At 72.7% G+C, this 18,133-nt stretch carries 19 protein-coding genes; 4 read left to right on the top strand and 15 right to left on the bottom strand.

Going from position 1 to position 18,133, the window contains the following annotated elements:
- Nucleotides 1–149 precede the first annotated feature (149 nt).
- Nucleotides 150–950 carry an energy-coupling factor transporter transmembrane component T family protein gene (locus C1I95_RS21305; RefSeq protein ID WP_111215878.1) on the top strand — a complete coding sequence of 267 codons (801 nt, stop codon included), beginning with the start codon at nt 150–152 and terminating at the stop codon, nt 948–950.
- A gap of 140 nt (nt 951–1,090) precedes the next feature.
- Here the strand turns inward: C1I95_RS21305 and C1I95_RS21300 are convergent, their stop codons facing one another.
- Nucleotides 1,091–1,483 (bottom strand): hypothetical protein, encoded by a 393-nt coding sequence (locus tag C1I95_RS21300; RefSeq protein ID WP_111215887.1) that lies wholly within the window; start codon nt 1,481–1,483, stop codon nt 1,091–1,093.
- Between the two features lie 575 nt (nt 1,484–2,058).
- Between C1I95_RS21300 and gnd the strand changes: the two genes are divergently transcribed.
- Nucleotides 2,059–3,504, top strand: a complete 1,446-nt coding sequence (gnd, locus tag C1I95_RS21295) for an NADP-dependent phosphogluconate dehydrogenase (protein ID WP_111215876.1) — start codon at nt 2,059–2,061, stop codon at nt 3,502–3,504.
- A gap of 94 nt (nt 3,505–3,598) precedes the next feature.
- Here the strand turns inward: gnd and C1I95_RS21290 are convergent, their stop codons facing one another.
- The 3 genes from C1I95_RS21290 to recO all read right to left on the bottom strand — a co-directional run bounded on the left by C1I95_RS21290 (nt 3,599) and on the right by recO (nt 5,515).
- Entirely contained in the window at nt 3,599–3,784 is a 186-nt protein-coding gene (locus tag C1I95_RS21290) for a hypothetical protein (RefSeq protein WP_111215873.1), read from the bottom strand.
- 63 nt (nt 3,785–3,847) lie between these two features.
- Nucleotides 3,848–4,624 carry an isoprenyl transferase gene (locus C1I95_RS21285; RefSeq protein ID WP_199523844.1) on the bottom strand — a complete coding sequence of 259 codons (777 nt, stop codon included), beginning with the start codon at nt 4,622–4,624 and terminating at the stop codon, nt 3,848–3,850.
- Between the two features lie 75 nt (nt 4,625–4,699).
- Nucleotides 4,700–5,515: a DNA repair protein RecO gene (recO, locus tag C1I95_RS21280; RefSeq protein WP_111215869.1), complete on the bottom strand. Its 816-nt coding sequence runs from the start codon at nt 5,513–5,515 to the stop codon at nt 4,700–4,702.
- A gap of 126 nt (nt 5,516–5,641) precedes the next feature.
- Here recO and C1I95_RS21275 point away from each other — a divergent pair, with 126 nt between their 5' ends.
- Entirely contained in the window at nt 5,642–6,436 is a 795-nt protein-coding gene (locus tag C1I95_RS21275) for a DUF4097 family beta strand repeat-containing protein (RefSeq protein ID WP_111215885.1), read from the top strand.
- On the opposite strand, the gene C1I95_RS21270 is transcribed toward C1I95_RS21275, so the two are convergent.
- The 8 genes from C1I95_RS21270 to C1I95_RS21235 all read right to left on the bottom strand — a co-directional run bounded on the left by C1I95_RS21270 (nt 6,423) and on the right by C1I95_RS21235 (nt 13,944).
- Nucleotides 6,423–7,649: an acyltransferase family protein gene (locus C1I95_RS21270; protein ID WP_233513786.1), complete on the bottom strand. Its 1,227-nt coding sequence runs from the start codon at nt 7,647–7,649 to the stop codon at nt 6,423–6,425. The genes C1I95_RS21275 and C1I95_RS21270 overlap by 14 nt on opposite strands.
- A gap of 186 nt (nt 7,650–7,835) precedes the next feature.
- Nucleotides 7,836–8,732, bottom strand: coding sequence for a GTPase Era (era, locus tag C1I95_RS21265; RefSeq protein WP_111215866.1), 897 nt, complete (start codon nt 8,730–8,732; stop codon nt 7,836–7,838).
- Entirely contained in the window at nt 8,729–9,103 is a 375-nt protein-coding gene (locus C1I95_RS21260; RefSeq protein ID WP_111215863.1) for a cytidine deaminase-like protein, read from the bottom strand. The genes era and C1I95_RS21260 overlap by 4 nt, the downstream gene beginning before the upstream one ends.
- On the bottom strand, nt 9,096–10,502 hold the full coding sequence (locus tag C1I95_RS21255) for a hemolysin family protein (RefSeq protein WP_111215861.1): 1,407 nt from the start codon (nt 10,500–10,502) through the stop codon (nt 9,096–9,098). Before C1I95_RS21255 ends, C1I95_RS21260 begins: the two co-directional genes overlap by 8 nt.
- Nucleotides 10,478–10,951 (bottom strand): rRNA maturation RNase YbeY, encoded by a 474-nt coding sequence (ybeY, locus tag C1I95_RS21250; protein WP_111215859.1) that lies wholly within the window; start codon nt 10,949–10,951, stop codon nt 10,478–10,480. Before ybeY ends, C1I95_RS21255 begins: the two co-directional genes overlap by 25 nt.
- Nucleotides 10,952–10,966: 15 nt before the next feature.
- Entirely contained in the window at nt 10,967–12,025 is a 1,059-nt protein-coding gene (locus tag C1I95_RS21245) for a PhoH family protein (RefSeq protein WP_111215857.1), read from the bottom strand.
- Nucleotides 12,026–12,196: 171 nt separating this feature from the next.
- A complete protein-coding gene (locus C1I95_RS21240) occupies nt 12,197–13,585 on the bottom strand; it encodes a serine hydrolase domain-containing protein (protein ID WP_111215854.1) in 1,389 nt (462 codons plus the stop codon).
- Nucleotides 13,582–13,944, bottom strand: coding sequence for a histidine triad nucleotide-binding protein (locus C1I95_RS21235; protein WP_111215852.1), 363 nt, complete (start codon nt 13,942–13,944; stop codon nt 13,582–13,584). The genes C1I95_RS21240 and C1I95_RS21235 overlap by 4 nt, the downstream gene beginning before the upstream one ends.
- A 93-nt stretch (nt 13,945–14,037) precedes the next feature.
- Here C1I95_RS21235 and C1I95_RS21230 point away from each other — a divergent pair, with 93 nt between their 5' ends.
- Nucleotides 14,038–14,799 (top strand): SDR family NAD(P)-dependent oxidoreductase, encoded by a 762-nt coding sequence (locus C1I95_RS21230; protein WP_111215881.1) that lies wholly within the window; start codon nt 14,038–14,040, stop codon nt 14,797–14,799.
- 21 nt (nt 14,800–14,820) lie between these two features.
- Here C1I95_RS21230 and C1I95_RS21225 read toward each other — a convergent pair whose 3' ends face one another.
- From C1I95_RS21225 to hrcA, 3 genes are all read right to left on the bottom strand, one after another.
- Nucleotides 14,821–15,555 carry a 16S rRNA (uracil(1498)-N(3))-methyltransferase gene (locus C1I95_RS21225; protein ID WP_111215850.1) on the bottom strand — a complete coding sequence of 245 codons (735 nt, stop codon included), beginning with the start codon at nt 15,553–15,555 and terminating at the stop codon, nt 14,821–14,823.
- Between the two features lies 1 nt (nt 15,556).
- Entirely contained in the window at nt 15,557–16,699 is a 1,143-nt protein-coding gene (dnaJ, locus tag C1I95_RS21220) for a molecular chaperone DnaJ (protein ID WP_111215848.1), read from the bottom strand.
- 73 nt (nt 16,700–16,772) lie between these two features.
- Complete coding sequence (gene hrcA, locus C1I95_RS21215) at nt 16,773–17,795, bottom strand: heat-inducible transcriptional repressor HrcA (RefSeq protein ID WP_111215845.1); 1,023 nt, start codon at nt 17,793–17,795, stop codon at nt 16,773–16,775.
- Nucleotides 17,796–18,133: the final 338 nt, after the last annotated feature.

The raw sequence follows: 18,133 nt of genomic DNA, 5'->3' as shown, positions 1-18,133 counted from the left end.
GCCCCAAGCGCCGCACCGGACGTAACCGTCGCCACCACAGCCCCGAGCGGCCTACCGCACGCACCCGCCGGCACCGCAGCCGCGAGCGCACCGGGCGCACCCGTCGGCGCCGAGTCCGATGCGGGTGCGGGTGCCGCAGTGGAGCAACGATGATCAGCCTGGAACCGATCGCCCGACCGGACGCGCCGCTGGCCCGGCGCAACCCGGTGGCCAAGCTCGCGGCGGCGCTGCTGTTCGCGTTCCCGCTGATGGCCACCCTGGATCCGGTCGCGCCGGCCATCGCGATCGCCGTGGAGCTGGCCGTGCTGCCGCTGTTCGGCCTGCATCCCCGGGTGCTGGTACGCCGGGCCTGGCCACTGCTGGCCGCCGCCGGAGGGGTACTGGTCACCCTGGTGCTCTTCGCCGGCGACCGCTCGGGACGCGTGCTCCTCGATGCGGGGCCGGTCATGGTGACCTCAGCGGTGCTGGTCACCGCGCTGGGCATGGTGCTGCGGCTGTTCGCGGTGGCCCTGCCCGGGGTGATCGTCTTCGCCACCACCGACCCCACCGATCTGGCCGACGCACTGGTGCAGAACGCCAAGGCGCCGGCCCGGTTCGCGATCGGCGCGCTGGCGGCGTTCCGGTTGGTGCCGCTGCTCGGACAGGAGTGGGAAATGATCGTCATGGCCCGCCGGGCGCGCGGCGTGGAGGCGGGCCGGAATCCGGTGGCCCGGCTGCGCCTGTTCGTCTCGACCGCCTTCACGCTGCTGGTCGGGGCGATCCGGCGGGGTACCCGGCTGGCGGTGGCGATGGACGCACGTGGTTTCGACGCCGGTGTCCCCCGCACCTTCGCCCGTCGTCAGCAGTTCGGCCCGGCCGACTGGCTGCTGGTCGTCGGCGCGACGGCACTGGCCGGCGCCGCGCTCGCGGTCAGCGTCGTACTCGGCACCTTCCGCCCGCTCATCGGCTGAGCCGCCGGCACACCGATACGACCCCGCGCGGCACCGGGCAGCGCCGCTGCTGCCGGCGACGGAGAGGGTGGGTACATCTGTTCTCGTCAGGACGACAACAGATGTACCCACCGGAAGCACGATCCACTTAGGAGGATCGGTCAGCTGCGCCGGAAGGCGTACTGGCGAGCCTGTCCGGCCCGCTGTGGGCGGCCGGAGCTGAACCCCTTGCCACGCCTCGACGGCGGCGGGCCGGCCTTCGGCGGAACCACCCGCTCCTCCGGCACCGCAGCGCGATCCGGCACCGGCGCGGCCGATTCGACCGGCACCCGGTCAACCGGCAACGCGAGCTGCCCCACCGGCGACGTCAGCCCGACCGGCGACACGGACGGGGAGAGCCCCACCGGCGGCACCGGCGGCGTTAGCCCTACCGGGGATGTCGGCGCCACCGGGGACCCGGGTTGGTCGGTCGCCGTGGCTTTGGCGAGATCGGCCGGCGTCAGATCGGGAACGCTGGTGGCGCGGGATTTCCTGGACTTACGGCTGGCAGGCATCGGGGCCTCCTCGCTCGGCGGATGGCGGCGTACGGCCGCAGAGCCGCCGCGTCTGGTGACCGCCGGCATCGAACGGCGGTCGGACGGATTCGGAACGGCTGCCCCGGAGCGACCACGGAGGACGCCGTCGACACGACGGCAGGTGGCACGCGCGGACGCCCGGGAGCGGACGGGTCCGCGGCAACGTGGGCGGCGGACCGGGCTCGATGAAGTGGGCGTCAGTAGCGCATGCCCGCACGTTACCCCCGGACGAAGTCAGGCGCAGCCGAATTCCGGCCAGCGCCGGCAGACACACCGAGCCGGCCGCCCACACGCACACCGCGCCAGGCGCACGCATGCCACCCCGGACGCAGACGCACGCCGCGCCTCGCGCACGCATGCCGCGCCGGACGCCGACCGGCATCGTGCCGGACGTTCAGACGCACGCCGCGCCGGGCACCGACGGGCGCTGGAGCAGTGCGGGCTGTGCGCTGCGCGACGTGGCGGTGACCAGCCGTGGGACGGACGGCGCGAATCGCCGCCGCCCGCGATACCGTCGCAGCACTACAGGTCGACGGCGGAAGGTGGCGACGAGGATGGCGGATCGGGCTACGGCGCAGATCGGTGTGACCGGGCTGGCGGTGATGGGCCGGAACCTGGCCCGCAACCTGGCCCGCAACGGGTTCACCGTGGCGGTGCACAACCGCTCGCCGGAGCGAACCCGGTCGCTGGTGGCGGAGCACGGCGACGAAGGCACCTTCGTTCCGGCGGAGTCCCTCGCGGACTTCGTCGCCGCGCTGGAGCGTCCCCGCGCGGTGATCATCATGGTGAAGGCGGGGGGACCCACCGACGCGGTGATCGACGAGTTGGTGCCGCTGCTGGAAGCGGGCGACATCATCATCGACTGCGGCAACGCGCACTTCGCCGACACCCGCCGTCGGGAGGAGGCGTTGCGGGACAAGGGCCTGCACTTCGTCGGCACCGGCGTATCCGGCGGCGAGGAGGGCGCGCTGTGGGGGCCGAGCATCATGCCGGGCGGCTCCGCCGAGTCGTACCGCAAGCTTGGCCCGATCTTCGAGAAGATCGCCGCGCAGATCGACGGCGTAGCCTGCTGCCAGCACATCGGGCCGGACGGTGCCGGGCACTTCGTGAAGATGGTCCACAACGGCATCGAGTACGCCGACATGCAGCTCATCGCCGAGGCGTACGACCTGTTGCGGGCCGGGCTGGGTGCGGAGCCGGCGGAGATCGCGGAGATCTTCCGGGAGTGGAACTCCGGCGAGTTGGAGTCCTTCCTGATCGAGATCACGGCCGACGTGCTGGCGCACACCGACGCCGCCACCGGGCGGGCGTTCGTGGACGTGGTGCAGGACCGGGCCGAGCAGAAGGGCACCGGCCGGTGGACCGTGCAGAGCGCGCTCGACCTCGGCGTGCCGATCACCGGAATCGCCGAGGCGACCTTCGCCCGGTCACTGTCCGGGCACGTCGACCAGCGCGAGGCCGCGGCGCGGGCCTTCCCGGGCGCCGGGGAGAAGTGGCAGGTCAGTGACCGCGAGACGTTCATCGAGGACGTACGGCGCGCGCTGCTGGCCTCCAAGATTGTCGCGTACGCCCAGGGCTTCGACCAGATCCGCGCGGGCAGCGCCGAGTACGACTGGGGCATCGACCTGGGTGGTACGGCGACCATCTGGCGGGGCGGCTGCATCATCCGGGCCCGCTTCCTGGACCGCATCCGGCAGGCGTACGACGACCAGCCGGAGTTGCCCACCCTGCTGGTGGCGCCGTGGTTCGCCGACACCGTGCGCGACGGCGTGCCGAGCTGGCGGCGGGTGGTGGCCGAGGCGGCCCGGGCCGGCGTCCCGGCGCCCGCCTTCGCCTCGTCCCTGGCGTACTTCGACGCGCTGCGCGCGGAGCGCCTGCCCGCCGCCCTCATCCAGGGCCTGCGCGACAACTTCGGCGCGCACACCTACCGTCGCACCGACCGCGACGGTTCCTTCCACACCCTCTGGGCCACCCCCGACCGCCCCGAGACCAACGCCTGACCCACCCCGCTCCGCCGATGCGACGCGCCCTGCCGTTGGCGGCAGGGCGCGTCGTGGGGTCGGCGGGAAGCGGGGTCAGGAGGAGGGCAGCGGGTTAGAAGAAACGGCGGCGGCGGGTCTGGTCGGGACGGATCAGGTCGGCGCCGCGGGTGAGCATGCGGCTGGCCCGGGACGGGCCGCGCCGTGCCTCCAGTGAATGGCTGAGCCGGCGGGCACCGGCTGCCGCCAACGGAATCGCCACGGCCATCACCGCCCACTGGGCAACACGCTTGCGGATCATGTGGGTTCACCTCCGTCAGTGGCTGTACCAGAGGTGATACCCAGCCCGGCCGGGCGATAAGCGTCAGGTGGGCGGCGCCACCGGGTTGGGCAACGCGCCACCGAAGCGACGGTCCCGCTGGGCGTACAGCTCGCAGGCATACCACAGGTGGCGGCGGTCGAAGTCGGGCCAGAGCGTGTCCAGGAAAACCAGCTCGGCGTACGCGCTCTGCCAGAGCAGGAAGTTCGACGTCCGCTGCTCGCCGGAGGGGCGCAGGAACAGGTCCACCTCGGGCACCTCGGGGTGGTAGAGGTAGCGCCCGATGGTCTTCTCGGTGACCTTCGCCGGGTCGAGCCGGCCGGCGGCCACGTCCCGGGCGATCGCGGCGGCGGCGTCGGCGATCTCCGCCTGCCCGCCGTAGTTGACGCAGAACTGCAGGGTCAGCGTCGAGTTGCCCCGGGACATCTCCTCGGCGGTCTGCAACTCCGAGATGACGCTCTTCCAGAGCCGCCCGGCCCGGCCGGACCACACCACCCGCACTCCGAGGTCGACCAGCTGGTCCCGGCGGCGGCGGATGACGTCCCGGTTGAAGCCCATCAGGAACCGCACCTCGTCCGGCGAGCGCCGCCAGTTCTCGGTGGAGAAGGCGTACGCCGACAGGTAGGGAATGCCCAGCTCGATGGCGCCCTCGACGGTGTCGAAGAGGGAGAACTCCCCCGCCTCGTGCCCCTTGGTGCGGGGCAGCCCGCGCTCCTTGGCCCACCGGCCGTTGCCGTCCATCACCACGGCGACGTGCTGGGGCACCGCCCCCGACGGCAGCGCCGGCGGTCGGGCACCCGACGGGTGCGGGGTCGGCGGCACCGGCTGACGCCGGCCGGCCCTGGTGGATCGGATCACTCGGTTCTCCCTGCTCACATCCTGCGACGCCGGACGGCGTCAGCCCTCGCCGGCCGCGCCGCGCGGCGGCGGGACCGGGCCGGGTGCCGGGCCACCTCGGTCGACCAGCGGCAGCGAGCGTAGCGCGCGCTCCAGGTGCCACTGCAGGTGTGCCGCGACCAGCCCGCTGCACTCCCGGCGTACCCCGTTCTCAGCCGCGTCGGCGATCCGCCAGTCGCCGGTGACCAGCGCCGACATCAGGTCGATGGTGGCCGGGGCGGGGTGGGCGGCGCCGGGTGGCCGGCAGTCCGGGCAGACCGCGCCGCCGGCCGGTACGGAGAAGGCCCGGTGCTGCCCGGGGGTGCCGCAGACCGCGCAGGCGGTCAGCGCCGGCGCCCAGCCGGCCAGGGCCATGCCGCGCAGCAGGTACGCGTCGAGCACCAGGGTGGTGGCGTGGCCGCCCTCGGCGAGGGCCCGCATCGCCCCCAGGGTGAGCTGGAACAGCCGCAGCGACGGCTCCCGCTCCACCGGGGTGAGCCGTTCGGCGGTCTCGGCGATCGCGCTGGCCGCGGTGTAGCGGGGGTAGTCGCCGAGGAACCGCTTGCCGTACAGGTCGATCCCCTCGACCTGGCTGACGCTGTGCAGCGAACTGCCCAGCTCACCCTTGGGGTCGCCGGCGAGCTGGAGGTCGACGTGGCCGAACGGCTCCAGCCGGGCACCGAACTTGGAGGTGGTCCGGCGTACCCCCCGGGCGACCGCGCGCAGCCGGCCGTGCCGCCGGGTGAGCAGGGTGATGATCCGGTCCGACTCGCCGAGTTTCTGTACGCGCAGCACCACCGCGTCGTCGCGGTAGAGCTGTCGGCGGTACCCGGCCATCGCCTCATTCTCCCTCCCGGCCGGAAGTCAGGTCTCACCCCGGGTCGGATTTCAGGGTCTGCTCCGGGTCACGGTGCCGGCGAACCCGGATGCGCATTCGTCGGCATCGGTCGTAGCGTGCTCGGCATGGCTCTGCACCGGACCACCGCTACGCGCCGGACCAGCATGGCGATCGCCGCGGCTGCCACCCTGATCGTCCTCGCCGGGTGTGACAACCTCTCCTTCAGCCGGCTCGACTACGACACCACCGAATCCGCCCGGATCACCTCGATCCGGGTGCTGCCCGGCTCCGGCGACGTGGTCGTCCGGGCCGACGGCGGCGCGGACGGCGTACGGGTCAAGCGGGTGGTGCGCTACCAGGGCGGCCAGCCGGGGCCGACGTACGAGATCAAGGGCGCGGAACTGGTGCTGGACACCTCGTGCGGCAACCGGTGCAGCGTCTCGTACGAGATCATCACCGGCGAGGGGGTCAGCGTCCAGGGCGAGACCGGCTCCGGCAACATCGACCTGAGCCGGGTCGGCCAGGTGGACGTCAAGGTGGGTTCGGGCGACATCCGGGTGGCCAGTGCCGCCGGGCCGGTCCGGGTGGAGACCAACTCCGGCAACATCGAGGTGTACGACGTGCCCACCCCCGTCGTGCTCCGGGCCGGGTCCGGCGACATCACCGCGACCCGGCTCGGCGGCGAGACGGACACGCAGACCCGGTCGGGCAACGTCACCGTCGAGCTGGACCGGCCCGCCTCCGCCCGGGTGCACGCGTCGAGCGGCGACGTCGACCTGACCGTGCCGGCCGGCGCGTACCAGGTGCATTCCAGGGCCGGCTCCGGTCTGATCGAGATGGGTGTGCAGCATGATCCGTCCGCCGCGCTCGTGATCGACGTCGGCACCAGCAGCGGCAGCATCACCGTCACCTCGCGCTGACTCCGCCGCCCCGGCCGCGCTGACCCGGTACGGCGTCCTCGCGACGCTCGGGTGCCCGACCGGCCGACGGACCGGCGGACCGGCCGGCCCCCACCGGCAGCTCGGCCGAGGTCGCGGGCGGATCCGGCCGCGAGGTGGACGCCGTCGGCCGGGTGGCCGACGCCTCCTGACGGGTCGACGACGCCCTCGGGCGGGCGGCCGGGGACGACGGGAGGCGTCCGCCGGGGATCAGCTCGGGCGGGCGCTGCGCCGCCACGTCCTCGACCCAGCCGACCAGTGCGGTCACCACGCCCACCAGCAGGAAGACCAGCGCGATCCGGATGGCCAGGCCCAGCGGGTCCTGGTGCGACCAGCCGACCACGTCCACCAGCGGGGTGAGCGCGACCACGAACGCCATGTGCCACAGGTAGACGGTCAGCGCCCGGCGGTTCAACACGGTGACCGCGCGGCCGAACAGCGCGTTGCGGTCCACCCAGTCCGCGCTCGACGGGGCCCGACCGAGCGCCACCAGGATGAACGCGGCCGACCAGAGGGCGTTACCGAGCGGGTTGTCGTTCAGGTCGTAGCCGCGTGCGCCGGGATGGGCCAGGATCCAGGCACCGCCGATCGCCGCGAGGACCAGCACGATCGGCACCAGGACCCGGTTGGCCAGGCGGCGCAGCATCCCGGCCTGATGGGCGAAGCCCAGCAGCCACGCGCCGAAGTAGAGGCCGAACTCTCGCAGCACACCGGGTGCGTTCGGGTAGATGCCCAGCTCGATCGCCAGCAGCAGGCAGTACGGGGCGAGCAGGGTGGGCAGCGGGAACCGCCGGAACAGCCAGAGGGCCACCGGGGACGCCAGCACGAACCAGAGGTAGTCCCGCAGATACCAGATCGGGCTCAGCGCCAGCGCACCCCAGTAGTTCGCCGGCGGGTCGGACACCGGGAAGAGCCAGAGCAGCACCTTGGGGGTCAGTGGCAGCCCGGTGAGCAGCATCGCCGGCACGAAGACCGCGGCCAGCACCCACAGTGACGGCAGCAGCCGCCGTAGCCGCCGGCCGACCGCCGTGGGCCCGGACCGGTGCAGGGACGTCGCCATCAGCGACCCGGCGAGGGCGAACATCACCGACATCGCCGGGAACAGCAATGTCAGCGAGGCCCAGCCGGTGACGTGGTAGACGACGACCCGCACGATAGCCAGGAAGCGCAGCAGGTCCAGGTATCTGTTTCGCATCAGCCTGCATCTGTGTCCGGGGGCAGGGGGCGGTACCCTCCCTACCCTCCGGGGCACGCCGGTGAAACGGCCAGCTACCCACCGGGATAGTGAAACTTCCCATATGCCTGACCGGTACCGATCAGGCGATCAGGCGCCGAGCGTCCGGATTCGGCGGCTTGGTCCGGCAGCCCGGGCCGACCCCGTTCAGAAGCCGAGCTTGCGCAGCTGCTTCGGGTCGCGCTGCCAGTCCTTGGCCACCCGTACGTGCAGATCGAGGTAGATCCGAGTGCCCAGCAGCTCCTCGATCTGCCGTCGGGCGGTGGTGCCGACCGCCTTGAGCCGGCTGCCCCGGTGCCCGATGACGATCGCCTTCTGGCTGGGCCGCTCCACGTACACATCGGCGTAGATCTTCGTGAGCTGACCCTCGGGGATCATCTCCTCCACCACGACCGCGATGGAGTGCGGCAGCTCGTCCCGCACCCCCTCCAGCGCCGCCTCCCGGATCAGCTCCGCGACCAGCACCTGCTCCGGGTCGTCGGTGAGCATGTCGTCCGGGTACAGCTGCGGGGACTCCGGCAGGTAGCCGGTCATCACCTCGACCAGGGTGTCCACCTGGTGCCCGGAGACCGCGCTGACCGGGACCACCTCGGCGAACTCGCCCAGCTCGCTGACGGCGAGCAACTGCTCGGCCAGCCGCTTCCGGTCGACCAGGTCGGTCTTGGTGACCACCGCCAGCACGGTCGCCTTCAGCTCGGCCAGCTCCCCGGTGATGAACCGGTCGCCGCGGCCGATCGGCTCGTCGGCGGGGATGCACAGGCCGATCACGTCGACCTCGCTCCAGGTCTGCCGGACCAGGTCGTTGAGCCGCTCGCCGAGCAGCGTACGCGGACGGTGCAGGCCGGGCGTGTCGACCAGCACCAGCTGCGAATCCGGCCGGTGCAGCACCGCCCGGATGATGTGCCGGGTGGTCTGCGGCTTGTTCGACGTGATGGCGATCTTCTGCCCGACGATCGCGTTGGTCAGCGTGGACTTGCCGGCGTTGGGTCGACCGACGAAACAGGCGAAACCGGCCCGGTACGGGCGCTGCCCCAGGTCACTCACGACGCCACCGTGCCGAGCACTGTGCCGTCCGGCGCGGCGACGTGCACCGGCGCGTCGGCGGCCAGGTCGCGTACGGCCGCGTACCCGGCACCGTCCAGGGTGGACGCTTCGGTGACCACCGCGGCGGCCTCCAGCCGGGTGGCGCCCGCCGCGGCCGCCGAGGCGACCGCCAGCTGGAGCGCGGTGATCGTCAACGAGGGCAGCGACACGCTGGCCGCCGCGTACGTACGACCGTCCTGGTCCCGAACCGCGGCGCCCTCCACGGCGCCCACCCTGCCCCGGGCTCCCCGGGCGAGGATGACCAGCTTGCCGTCCTCGGCACTCAGCTCGGAGCTGGGCCGGGCGGCCGGTACGGCGGGTGACTCAGGCATCGGCGGGTTGCCTCTCCTCGGATCGGTCGGTGTCGCCCCGGGCGGCGGTCGGCGTGCCACCCGGGCTGTCCTGCGAGTCGGTCGGTTCCACCCGGCGCACCAGTACGGTGTCGATCCGGTTGCGCCGGCCGGTGGTGCCCTCGGCGAGCAGCCGCAACCCGGCCACCTCGACCTGGGCACCCGGGATCGGCACCCGCCCCAGGGACTGCGCGAGCAGACCGCCCACGGTCTCCACCTCGTCGTGCGGCAGCTCGGTGTCGAACAGCTCGCCGAGATCCTCCACCGGCAATCGGGCGGCGACCCGCACCGCGCCGTCGGGCAGCTGCTCGACCGGCGGGCGTTCGACATCGTACTCGTCGGTGATCTCCCCGACGATCTCCTCCAGGATGTCCTCGATGGTGACCAGACCGCCGGTGCCACCGTACTCGTCGACGACGATGACCAGGTGGTTGCGGGCGGCCTGCATCTCCGACAGCAGGTCGTCGACGGGCTTGGACTCCGGCACGAACGTCGCCGGTCGCATCAACTCGGCCACCGGGAGCTGGCGGTCCTCCGCGGCACCGCCCTGGGTGCGCCGGACGAGATCCTTGAGGTAGAGCACGCCGAGCACGTCGTCGACGCTCTCGCCGATCACCGGGATCCGGGAGAAACCGGAGCGCATGAACAGCGCCAGGGCCTGGGACAGCGTCTTGCCCGACTCGATCCACACCATCTCGGTACGCGGCACCATGACCTCGCGGGCGATGGTGTCGCCGAGGGCGAAGACCGAATGGATCATCTGCCGTTCGCCGTGCTCCACCACACCCCGCTGCTCGGCGAGGTCGACCAGCTCGCGCAGCTCGACCTGGGTGGCGAACGGCCCCTCCCGGAAGCCCCGGCCCGGGGTGACCGCGTTGCCGATCAGGATCAGCAGCGACGCCAGCGGGTTGAGCACCCGACCCAGCCAGCGGACCAGCGGCGCGGCCGTCCGGCCCACCACGTACGCGTGCTGCCGGCCGAGGGTACGCGGACCGACGCCGACCACGACGAAGCTGACCACGGTCATCGCACCGGCGGTGACCAGGGCCGCCCACCAGCCCGCACCGAAGGTGTCCACCGCGACGAGCGCCACCAGCGTGGTGGCGGTCAGCTCGGCGAGCAACCGGAGCAGCAGCAGCAGGTTGAGGTGCCGGACCACGTCACCGGCGACGGTCTGCAGGGTGCGCGCGCCTCGCGTACCGTCACGGGCCAGCTCGGCGGCGCGCGCCGGGGAGACCGCGGCCAGGGCGGCCTCGGTCATCGCGATCAGGCCAGCGAGCACCACCAGCCCGGCGGCGAAGACGAGCAGTTGCAGGTCGGGTAGGCCGGTGGTGGTCGCGGCCAGCGGAGTGTCCATCACCGGGACCGGGTCGACCGCCAGCTGGCCAGCAGCCGGGCCTGGAGCCCGAACATCTCCCGCTCCTCCTCCGGCTCCGCGTGGTCGTAGCCGAGCAGGTGCAGGACGCCGTGCACGGTGAGCAGATGCAGCTCGTCGGCGGCGCTGTGCCCGGCGGTCGCCGCCTGCTTCGCCGCCACCTCCGGGCAGAGCACGATGTCACCGAGCAGGGCCGGCTCGCCACCGGCGGCGGCGTTCTCGCCCGGCCCGTGGTCGACGCTGCCCTCGTCCATGGGGAAGGCGAGCACGTCGGTCGGGCCGTCGCCGCCCATCCAGCGATGGTTCAGCTCGGTCATGTAGTCGATGTCGACCAGCAGCACGGACAGCTCGGCGAGGGGGTTGACCCCCATCTCGTCGAGCGCGTGCCGGGCGACGGCGAGCACGGCGTCGGTGTCGACGTCGACGCCGGACTCGTTGGCGATCTCGATGGACAACTGTCTTCCCCCGGTCTAACGGCGCCGGCCGGCGCGATTGCCCTGGGCACTACGCCCGGCCACCGCGTGCACGCCCTGCGCCTGCTGGTTCTCCCGCTCGGCATCCCAGCGGGCGTACGCGTCGACGATCGCCCCGACCAGCCGGTGCCGCACCACGTCGGCGCTGGACAGCTGCGCGAAGTGCACGTCCTCGACGCCGGCCAGGATCTCCCGGACCACGCGCAGGCCACTGGTCGTGCCACCCGGCAGGTCCACCTGGGTGACGTCACCGGTGACCACGATCTTGGAACCGAAACCGAGTCGGGTGAGGAACATCTTCATCTGCTCGGGCGTGGTGTTCTGCGCCTCGTCGAGGATGATGAACGCGTCGTTGAGCGTCCGGCCGCGCATGTACGCCAGCGGGGCGACCTCGATCGTGCCCGCCGCCATCAGCTTCGGGATCGTCTCGGGGTCGAGCATGTCGTGCAGCGCGTCGTAGAGCGGACGCAGGTACGGGTCGATCTTCTCGTTCAGCGTGCCGGGCAGGAAGCCCAGCCGCTCTCCCGCCTCGACCGCCGGCCGGGTCAGGATGATCCGGTTGATCTGCTTGGCCTGCAACGCCTGGACCGCCTTCGCCATGGCGAGGTAGGTCTTGCCCGTGCCGGCCGGGCCGATGCCGAAGACGATGGTGTGCGCGTCGATCGCGTCGACGTAACGCTTCTGCCCGAGCGTCTTGGGACGGATGGTGCGCCCGCGCCGGGAGAGGATGTTGAGCGTCAGGACCTCGGCGGGCCGCTCCGTGCTGCCCTGTTCGAGCATGCCGACGGTACGCCGGACGGCGTCTGTGGTCAGGGTCTCGCCTTTCTCGATGAGCTCGAGCAGTTCGCTGAAGATCCGCTCGGCGAGGGCGTTGTCGGCGGGAGCGCCGGTGATGGTGATCTCGTTGCCTCGCACGTGCACGTCGCTGTTCACCGAGCGCTCGACCAGTCGCAGGATCTCGTCACCCGCGCCGAGCAGGTTGACCATGATCTTCGAGTCGGGGACCGTGATCCTGGTCTGCACCCGGGGCGGGCCGGGAGGTGGGGTGCCGGTCATAGGTCGGGCCGAGGGGCCCTGCGCCACCTGCTCTCGATCTCAGCGCCGGGCCTGTCGCCGCGGCGTGCGGACGTTACATCCATCGTATCGGGTCAACGGCACGGACACGCTGCCCATTTCCGCCGGCAGGACGGTCTCGCACCACTGGACAAAACGGGCAGCAGTGAAGGGTCAGGCGCGGAAGTCGTACCGGTCGAAGGTCTCCTGGTGCCGGGTGAACCGGTACGTCGCCCAGTGCATCCGGATCACCACACCGTCGGAGTCCCGGGTCAGCCGGAGCAGCTCGCCGGCCTCCCGGCCGGAGACCGTACGGAACACGTCCGGCTGGTCCGGCACCGGCGCGAAGACCGCCGGCGGCTTCCCCGACGGGTCACCGGCACCGCGCGCCCGCAGGGCCCCGTCGTGCCAGCTGAACACGTACTCGAAACCCTCGCCCCACCAGCGGCCAAGCAGCCCGCGTACGGGCTCGGGGGCCGGCTCGCCGGGCCGCCACGGGTCGATGTCGGCCGGGTCGTGCTCGACCGCGGCGGCGAGCAGCCGGTGCGGCAGCTCCAACAGCTGCGCCGCGGTGCCCGAGGAGCCCAGCACGGCGGCGCCGAACGCGGCCGGGGTGCCCTCGCCGCCCCGCCGGCCGTACACCCCGGCGAGGAAGCCGGGCATCGCGCCGTCGTGCCCGACGTGCACCACCCGGTCCCCCTGCGGCACCAGGATCAGCCCGAGGCCGAAGCCGCCGGTCCACAGCGTCTCGTCGGTGACCGTCACCGGCCAGCGCATCTCGTCCAGGGTGGCCGGGTCGAGCACCCGGCCGGCCGCGTCCAGCGCCGCCGGGTCGGCCAGGAAGGCGGCCCACCGGGCCATGTCGGCGGCCGTGCTCCACAACTGCGCGGCGGGTCCGACCGCGCCGAAGTCGGTGGGCGGTTCCGGGTGCGCCTCGTCGGAGTACGCGTCGACCAGGAAGCCGGTCGCGGCCCGTGGGCCCGGGGTCACCGTGGTGGCGGTCAGCCCGAGCGGGGTCAGCACCTGCTCGGTCAGCACCTCGGCCCAGGTCCCGCCGCGCAGCTGCCCGACCAGCCGGCCGAGCAGCGCCATGCCCAGGTTGGAGTAGTGGTAACGGCGGCCCGGCGGCAGCACCCGCTCGGCCCGGGCCAGCTCGGCGACCAGTTGATCGGCGTCCGGCGCGCGCAGCGTGTCCCAGACGTCGCCGTACGGCTCCCGTTGCAGGCCGGCGGTGTGCGACAGCAGCCGGCGTACGGTCAGCTCGCCGTGCGCCGGCAGGTCGAGGTGCCGGTCCACCGGGTCGTCGAGGTCGAGCAGGCCGTCGTCCCGGCACTGCAGGGTCAGCACGGCGGTGAAGGTCTTGGTCACCGAGCCGATCCGGAACCGGGTCTGCTCGTCCAGCGCGGTGTCGTTGCCGGTGCCGCCGACCGTGCACGTCCACAGCGGGCGGTCGGCCCGGTTCACGGCCACCGAGACCGCCGGCACCCGGGCCTGCACCTGCACCTGCCGCACCAGCCGTTCCAGCTGGCCGGCGGCGGCGGTACGGCCGGCGGCCACGGTCACGCGAGGTCCCGGGCCAGCATCGGGCCGAGCGGGGCCCCGCCCAGCAGGTGCGCGTGGGCGTGGAACACCTCCTGGCCGCCGTACGCACCGGTGTTGAACATGAGTCGGAACCCGTCGCCGAGCAGGCCCTCGTCCTCGGCCACCGCGGCGGCCGTGGCCAGCACCTCACCGGCCAGCGCCGGGTCGCCCTGGCCGAGGGTGGCCACGTCCGCGTAGTGCTCCTTCGGGATGACCAGCACGTGCACCGGCGCCTTCGGACTGATGTCGCGGAAGGCGAGCGTGGTGGGGGTCTCGCGGACCACGGTGGCCGGGATCTCCCCGGCGACGATGCGACAGAACAGGCAGTCAGGAGTGCTCACCGGGGCAGTGTAAGGAAGGGCCCCCTATTGACGTCTCAGGTATAGGAAGGGCCCCCTCTCAACATTGCCCGCCGGTGCGGCAGGATGGCCCGCATGACGGGACGGGCGGTACTGGTGACGGGTGGCTCGCGCGGCATCGGGCGGGCGGTGGTCCGGGCCTTCGCGGCCGGTGGCGACCGGGTGGCCATCCACCACCGCGACTCGGCGGAGCTGGCCGAGAAGCTGCGGGCGGAGCTGCCGGGCGACGGCCACGTCGTGGTCCGCGCCGACCTGGCCGACCCGGACGCCGTACGGGCGATGGTGGACCAGGCCGCGGAGCACCTCGGCGGGCTGGACGTACTGGTCAACAACGCCGGCGTGTTCGGCCCGGCCGACCCGCCGCACCCGGTCTTCGGCAGCAGCTACGAGCAGTGGCGGCAGCGCTGGCGCGAGGTCCTCGACACGAACCTGTTCGGGGCGGCCAACGCCGCCTGGTGCGCGGCCCAGCACATGCGGACCCGAGGTGGGCGGATCGTCAACGTCTCGTCCCGGGGCGCGTTCCGCGGCGAGCCGGCCAATCCGGCGTACGGCGCCAGCAAGGCCGGGCTCAACTCGATGGCGCAGTCGCTGGCGGTGGCCCTGGCCCCGTACGGCATCGCGGTGGCCACGGTCGCGCCCGGCTTCGTGGAGACGGACATGACCAACGAGCACCTGAAGTCACCGCGTGGCGACGCGATCCGGGCACAGAGCCCGTTCGACCGGGTGGCCCGGCCCGAGGAGATAGCGGCGGCCGTGCACTGGCTCGCCAGCCCCGAGGCGGAGTGGGCCTCCGGCACCATCGTCGACCTCAACGGCGCTTCGTACCTGCGTACCTGACCCGACGCCCGGTAGCGACGGTCACCAGCGCAGCAGGCGGGTGGTGAGCACCGCCAGGGCGGCCACGCCGGCGGTGGAGGTACGCAGCACCGTGGGGCCGAGGCGGACCGGGCGGGCGCCCGCCTCGCGGAAGGCCGACAGCTCGGCCGGGGTGATGCCCCCCTCGGGCCCCACCACCAGCACGATCTCGCCGCGCTCGGGCAGCTCGGCGGTGGTGAGCCGGTCGGTCGCCTCCTCATGCAGGACGTACCCGGCGGCGGCCCCGGCGATCCGGCGGGCCACCGTGGTGGTGGACTCGTCCGGCGCGCCCGCCACCACCGGCAGCCACGCGCGGCGGGCCTGCTTCGCCGCCTCCCGGGCGGTCGCCACCCACTTGCCCCGGGCCCGTACGCCCCGGTCACCGCGCCACTGCACCACCGAGCGGGCCGCCGCCCACGGGACGATCTCGTCCACCCCGACCTCGGTCATCGCCTGCACAGCCAGTTCGCCCCGGTCGCCCTTGGCGATGCCCTGCACCACCACCAGCCGGGGGTTCGCCGCGTCGACGTACCCGCGGCCGGTGACGTCGAGGTCCAGGGTGCCGCGGCCGACGGCGGTGACCACCGCGGTGGCCGTGCCGCCCCGACCGTCGGCGAGCAACAGCTCCTCGCCCACCCGCAGCCGCTGCACGGTGGCGGCGTGGTGACCCTCGGGGCCGTCGAGCACCATCGAGTCGGCGGTGGGCAGCGACTCGACCAGGAACAGCGGGGCGGACAACTCAGCCGTGGCCGTTGAAGGCGTCGCGCATCCGGGAGAAGAAGCCGCCCTGCTTGGACAGCTCGGCGACCTCCTCGCCCCGGGTCTTGGCGAACTCGCGGAGCATCCGCTCCTGGTCGACGTCGAGCTTGGTCGGGGTCCGCACGTCCAGGTGGACGTAGAGGTCGCCCCGGCCGGTGCCGCGCAGGTGCGGTACGCCCCGGGCACGCAGCCGCAGCGTGCTGCCCGGCTGGGTGCCCGGCTTGACGTCGACCGGCTCCTCGCTGTCGAGCGTCTTGATGGTCAGTCGGGTGCCGAGCGCCGCGGCGGTCATCGGCACGGTGACCCGGCAGTGCAGGTCGTCACCCTTGCGGGAGAAGACGTCGTGCGGCCGCTCGTGGATCTCCACGTAGAGGTCCCCGGCGGTGCCGCCGCCCGGGCCGACCTCGCCCTGCTGGGCGAGGCGGATGCGCATGCCGTCCTCCACCCCGGCCGGGATCTTGACGGTCAGCGAGCGCCGGGTCCGGACCCGGCCGTCACCGGCACAGGTCGGGCAGGGCTGCGGGATGGTGGTGCCGTGGCCCTGACACACCGTGCACGGCCGGGCGGAGACCACCTGGCCGAGGAAGGTGCGCTGGACGGACTGCACCTCGCCCCGACCACCGCACGCCTCGCAGGTGGCCAGGTGGGTGCCGGCCGCGGTGCCGGCCCCGGAGCAGGTGGTGCAGAGCACCGCCGTGTCGACCGTGATCGGCGCCTCGACCCCGAAGGCGGTCTCCTGCAGGTCCAACTCCAGCCGCAGGATGGCGTCGGCGCCGGGCCGGGTACGCGGCCGCGGCCCCCGGCCGGCGCCGGTGGCACCGCCGAAGAACGCGTCCATGATGTCCTGGAAGCCGACGAAGGGTCCGGCGCCGGGGCCACCCGGGCCACCCGCACCACCGCCACCCGGCGCCAGCGGGTCGCCGCCGAGGTCGACGATCTGCCGTTTCCGGTCGTCCGAAAGGACCTCGTACGCGGCGTTGATGTCCTTGAACTTCTCCTGTGCCTCCGGATCCGGATTGACGTCCGGGTGGAACTGCCGCGCCAGCTTGCGGTAGGCGCGCTTGATCTCGTCGTCGGAGGCGCCTCGGCTCACGCCGAGAATTCCGTAGTAGTCCCTGGCCACTGCGTTCCGTGTCCTCGTGTTCGTCTCGCGTTACGCCGGTCGGCGGCGGCAGCCTGCCGTCGGCCCTGACTGGTCAGTTCTGGGCCAGCAGCTCGCCCACGTAGCGTGCCACGGCCCTCACCGTGGCGATGGTTCCGGGGTAGTCCATCCGTGTCGGTCCCAGCACGCCCATCCCCCCGACGATGGTCGCCCCCGGGCCGTACCCGGTGCTGACCACGGAAGCCGCCCGCAGGTTGTCGATCTCGTTCTCGTCGCCGATGCGCACTCTCAGTGTGCTCGGCTCCACCTCGCCGATGAGCTTGAGCAGGACGACCTCCTCCTCGAGCGCTTCGAGGATCGGGCGCAACGAGCCGTGGAAATCGAGCAAGCCACCCCGGGTGAGGTTGGCGGTGCCGGCCAGCGCGATCCGCTCCTCGTGCCGTTCGACCAGGGTCTCCAGCAGCACGGTGGACAGCGTCGTCATGGCCGGACGCAGGTGCGGCACGGACTCGTCGATGAGCGCCTGTACCAGCGGCGGGGTGTCCGACAGTCGGCTGCCGACCAGCTTCTCGTTGACCAGCCGGCGCAGGTCGATGACGTCGTCGGCGGGGACCGGCGCGGGCAGCTCGACCAGCCGCTGCTCGACCCGGCCGGTGTCGGCGATCATGACCAGCATCAGCCGGGTGGTGGAGATCGGCACCAGCTCCAGGTGCCGCACGCGGGAGCGGGCCAGGCTCGGGTACTGCACCACGGCGACCTGGCGGGTCAGCTGCGCCAGCAGCCGGACGGTGCGGTGCACCACGTCGTCGAGGTCGACCGCGCCGGCCAGGAAGCGCTCGATCGCCCGCCGCTCGGCCGGGCTGAGCGGCTTGACCCGGCTCAACCGGTCGACGAAGAGCCGGTAGCCGCGGTCGGTGGGCACCCGGCCGGCGCTGGTGTGCGGCTGGCGGATGTAGCCCTCCTCCTCCAGCACGGCCATGTCGTTACGGACGGTGGCCGGCGAGACGCCGAGCTGGTGCCGCTCGACCAGCGCCTTGCTGCCGACCGGCTCCTGGGTGGCGACGTAGTCCTCGACGATTGCCCGGAGAACGGCCAGCTTGCGGTCGTCGAGACCCATCCTTCCCACCTCCTGTCGCAGGTCAGCCTTCAGCGCCACGGCCGCCCGAGGAACGCTCTGGCACTCGACTGTAGCGAGTGCCAGTCTACGTCGAGGCCCCCGCCGACGCGATGATCAAGACCCCACCCGTGTCTAAGGTCCGATCGGCGGGTTGACACTCGCCGGTGTCGCTATGGTGCGCCGTTGCCGGTGGGACCTACCGTGACTTTCATGACTGAACCACCTCGTCCCCCAGACGCCGGCGACGAACCCACGACTCCAATGTCCGGGTCGCCTGGCCAGGCCGGCTATCCCCCGCCCGGCGACTATCCGCCGCCCGGCGGCGCCCAGCCGCCGCC

The sequence above is a fragment of the Micromonospora craterilacus genome, assembly GCF_003236315.1.
GTDB lineage: Bacteria > Actinomycetota > Actinomycetes > Mycobacteriales > Micromonosporaceae > Micromonospora > Micromonospora craterilacus.
Note: the sequence above shows the minus strand (reverse complement) of the source record. Positions and strands in the feature narration are given on the sequence as shown.

What these genes read in the sequence shown, in the direction of transcription:
- C1I95_RS21305 (WP_111215878.1), top strand. Translation starts at nt 150, where the DNA reads ATGATCAGCCTGGAACCGATCGCCCGACCGGACGCGCCGCTGGCCCGG.
- C1I95_RS21300 (WP_111215887.1), bottom strand. Translation starts at nt 1,483, where the DNA reads ATGCCTGCCAGCCGTAAGTCCAGGAAATCCCGCGCCACCAGCGTTCCC.
- gnd (WP_111215876.1), top strand. Translation starts at nt 2,059, where the DNA reads ATGGCGGATCGGGCTACGGCGCAGATCGGTGTGACCGGGCTGGCGGTG.
- C1I95_RS21290 (WP_111215873.1), bottom strand. Translation starts at nt 3,784, where the DNA reads ATGATCCGCAAGCGTGTTGCCCAGTGGGCGGTGATGGCCGTGGCGATT.
- recO (WP_111215869.1), bottom strand. Translation starts at nt 5,515, where the DNA reads ATGGCCGGGTACCGCCGACAGCTCTACCGCGACGACGCGGTGGTGCTG.
- C1I95_RS21275 (WP_111215885.1), top strand. Translation starts at nt 5,642, where the DNA reads ATGGCTCTGCACCGGACCACCGCTACGCGCCGGACCAGCATGGCGATC.
- C1I95_RS21270 (WP_233513786.1), bottom strand. Translation starts at nt 7,649, where the DNA reads ATGCGAAACAGATACCTGGACCTGCTGCGCTTCCTGGCTATCGTGCGG.
- C1I95_RS21260 (WP_111215863.1), bottom strand. Translation starts at nt 9,103, where the DNA reads ATGCCTGAGTCACCCGCCGTACCGGCCGCCCGGCCCAGCTCCGAGCTG.
- C1I95_RS21245 (WP_111215857.1), bottom strand. Translation starts at nt 12,025, where the DNA reads ATGACCGGCACCCCACCTCCCGGCCCGCCCCGGGTGCAGACCAGGATC.
- C1I95_RS21230 (WP_111215881.1), top strand. Translation starts at nt 14,038, where the DNA reads ATGACGGGACGGGCGGTACTGGTGACGGGTGGCTCGCGCGGCATCGGG.
- hrcA (WP_111215845.1), bottom strand. Translation starts at nt 17,795, where the DNA reads ATGGGTCTCGACGACCGCAAGCTGGCCGTTCTCCGGGCAATCGTCGAG.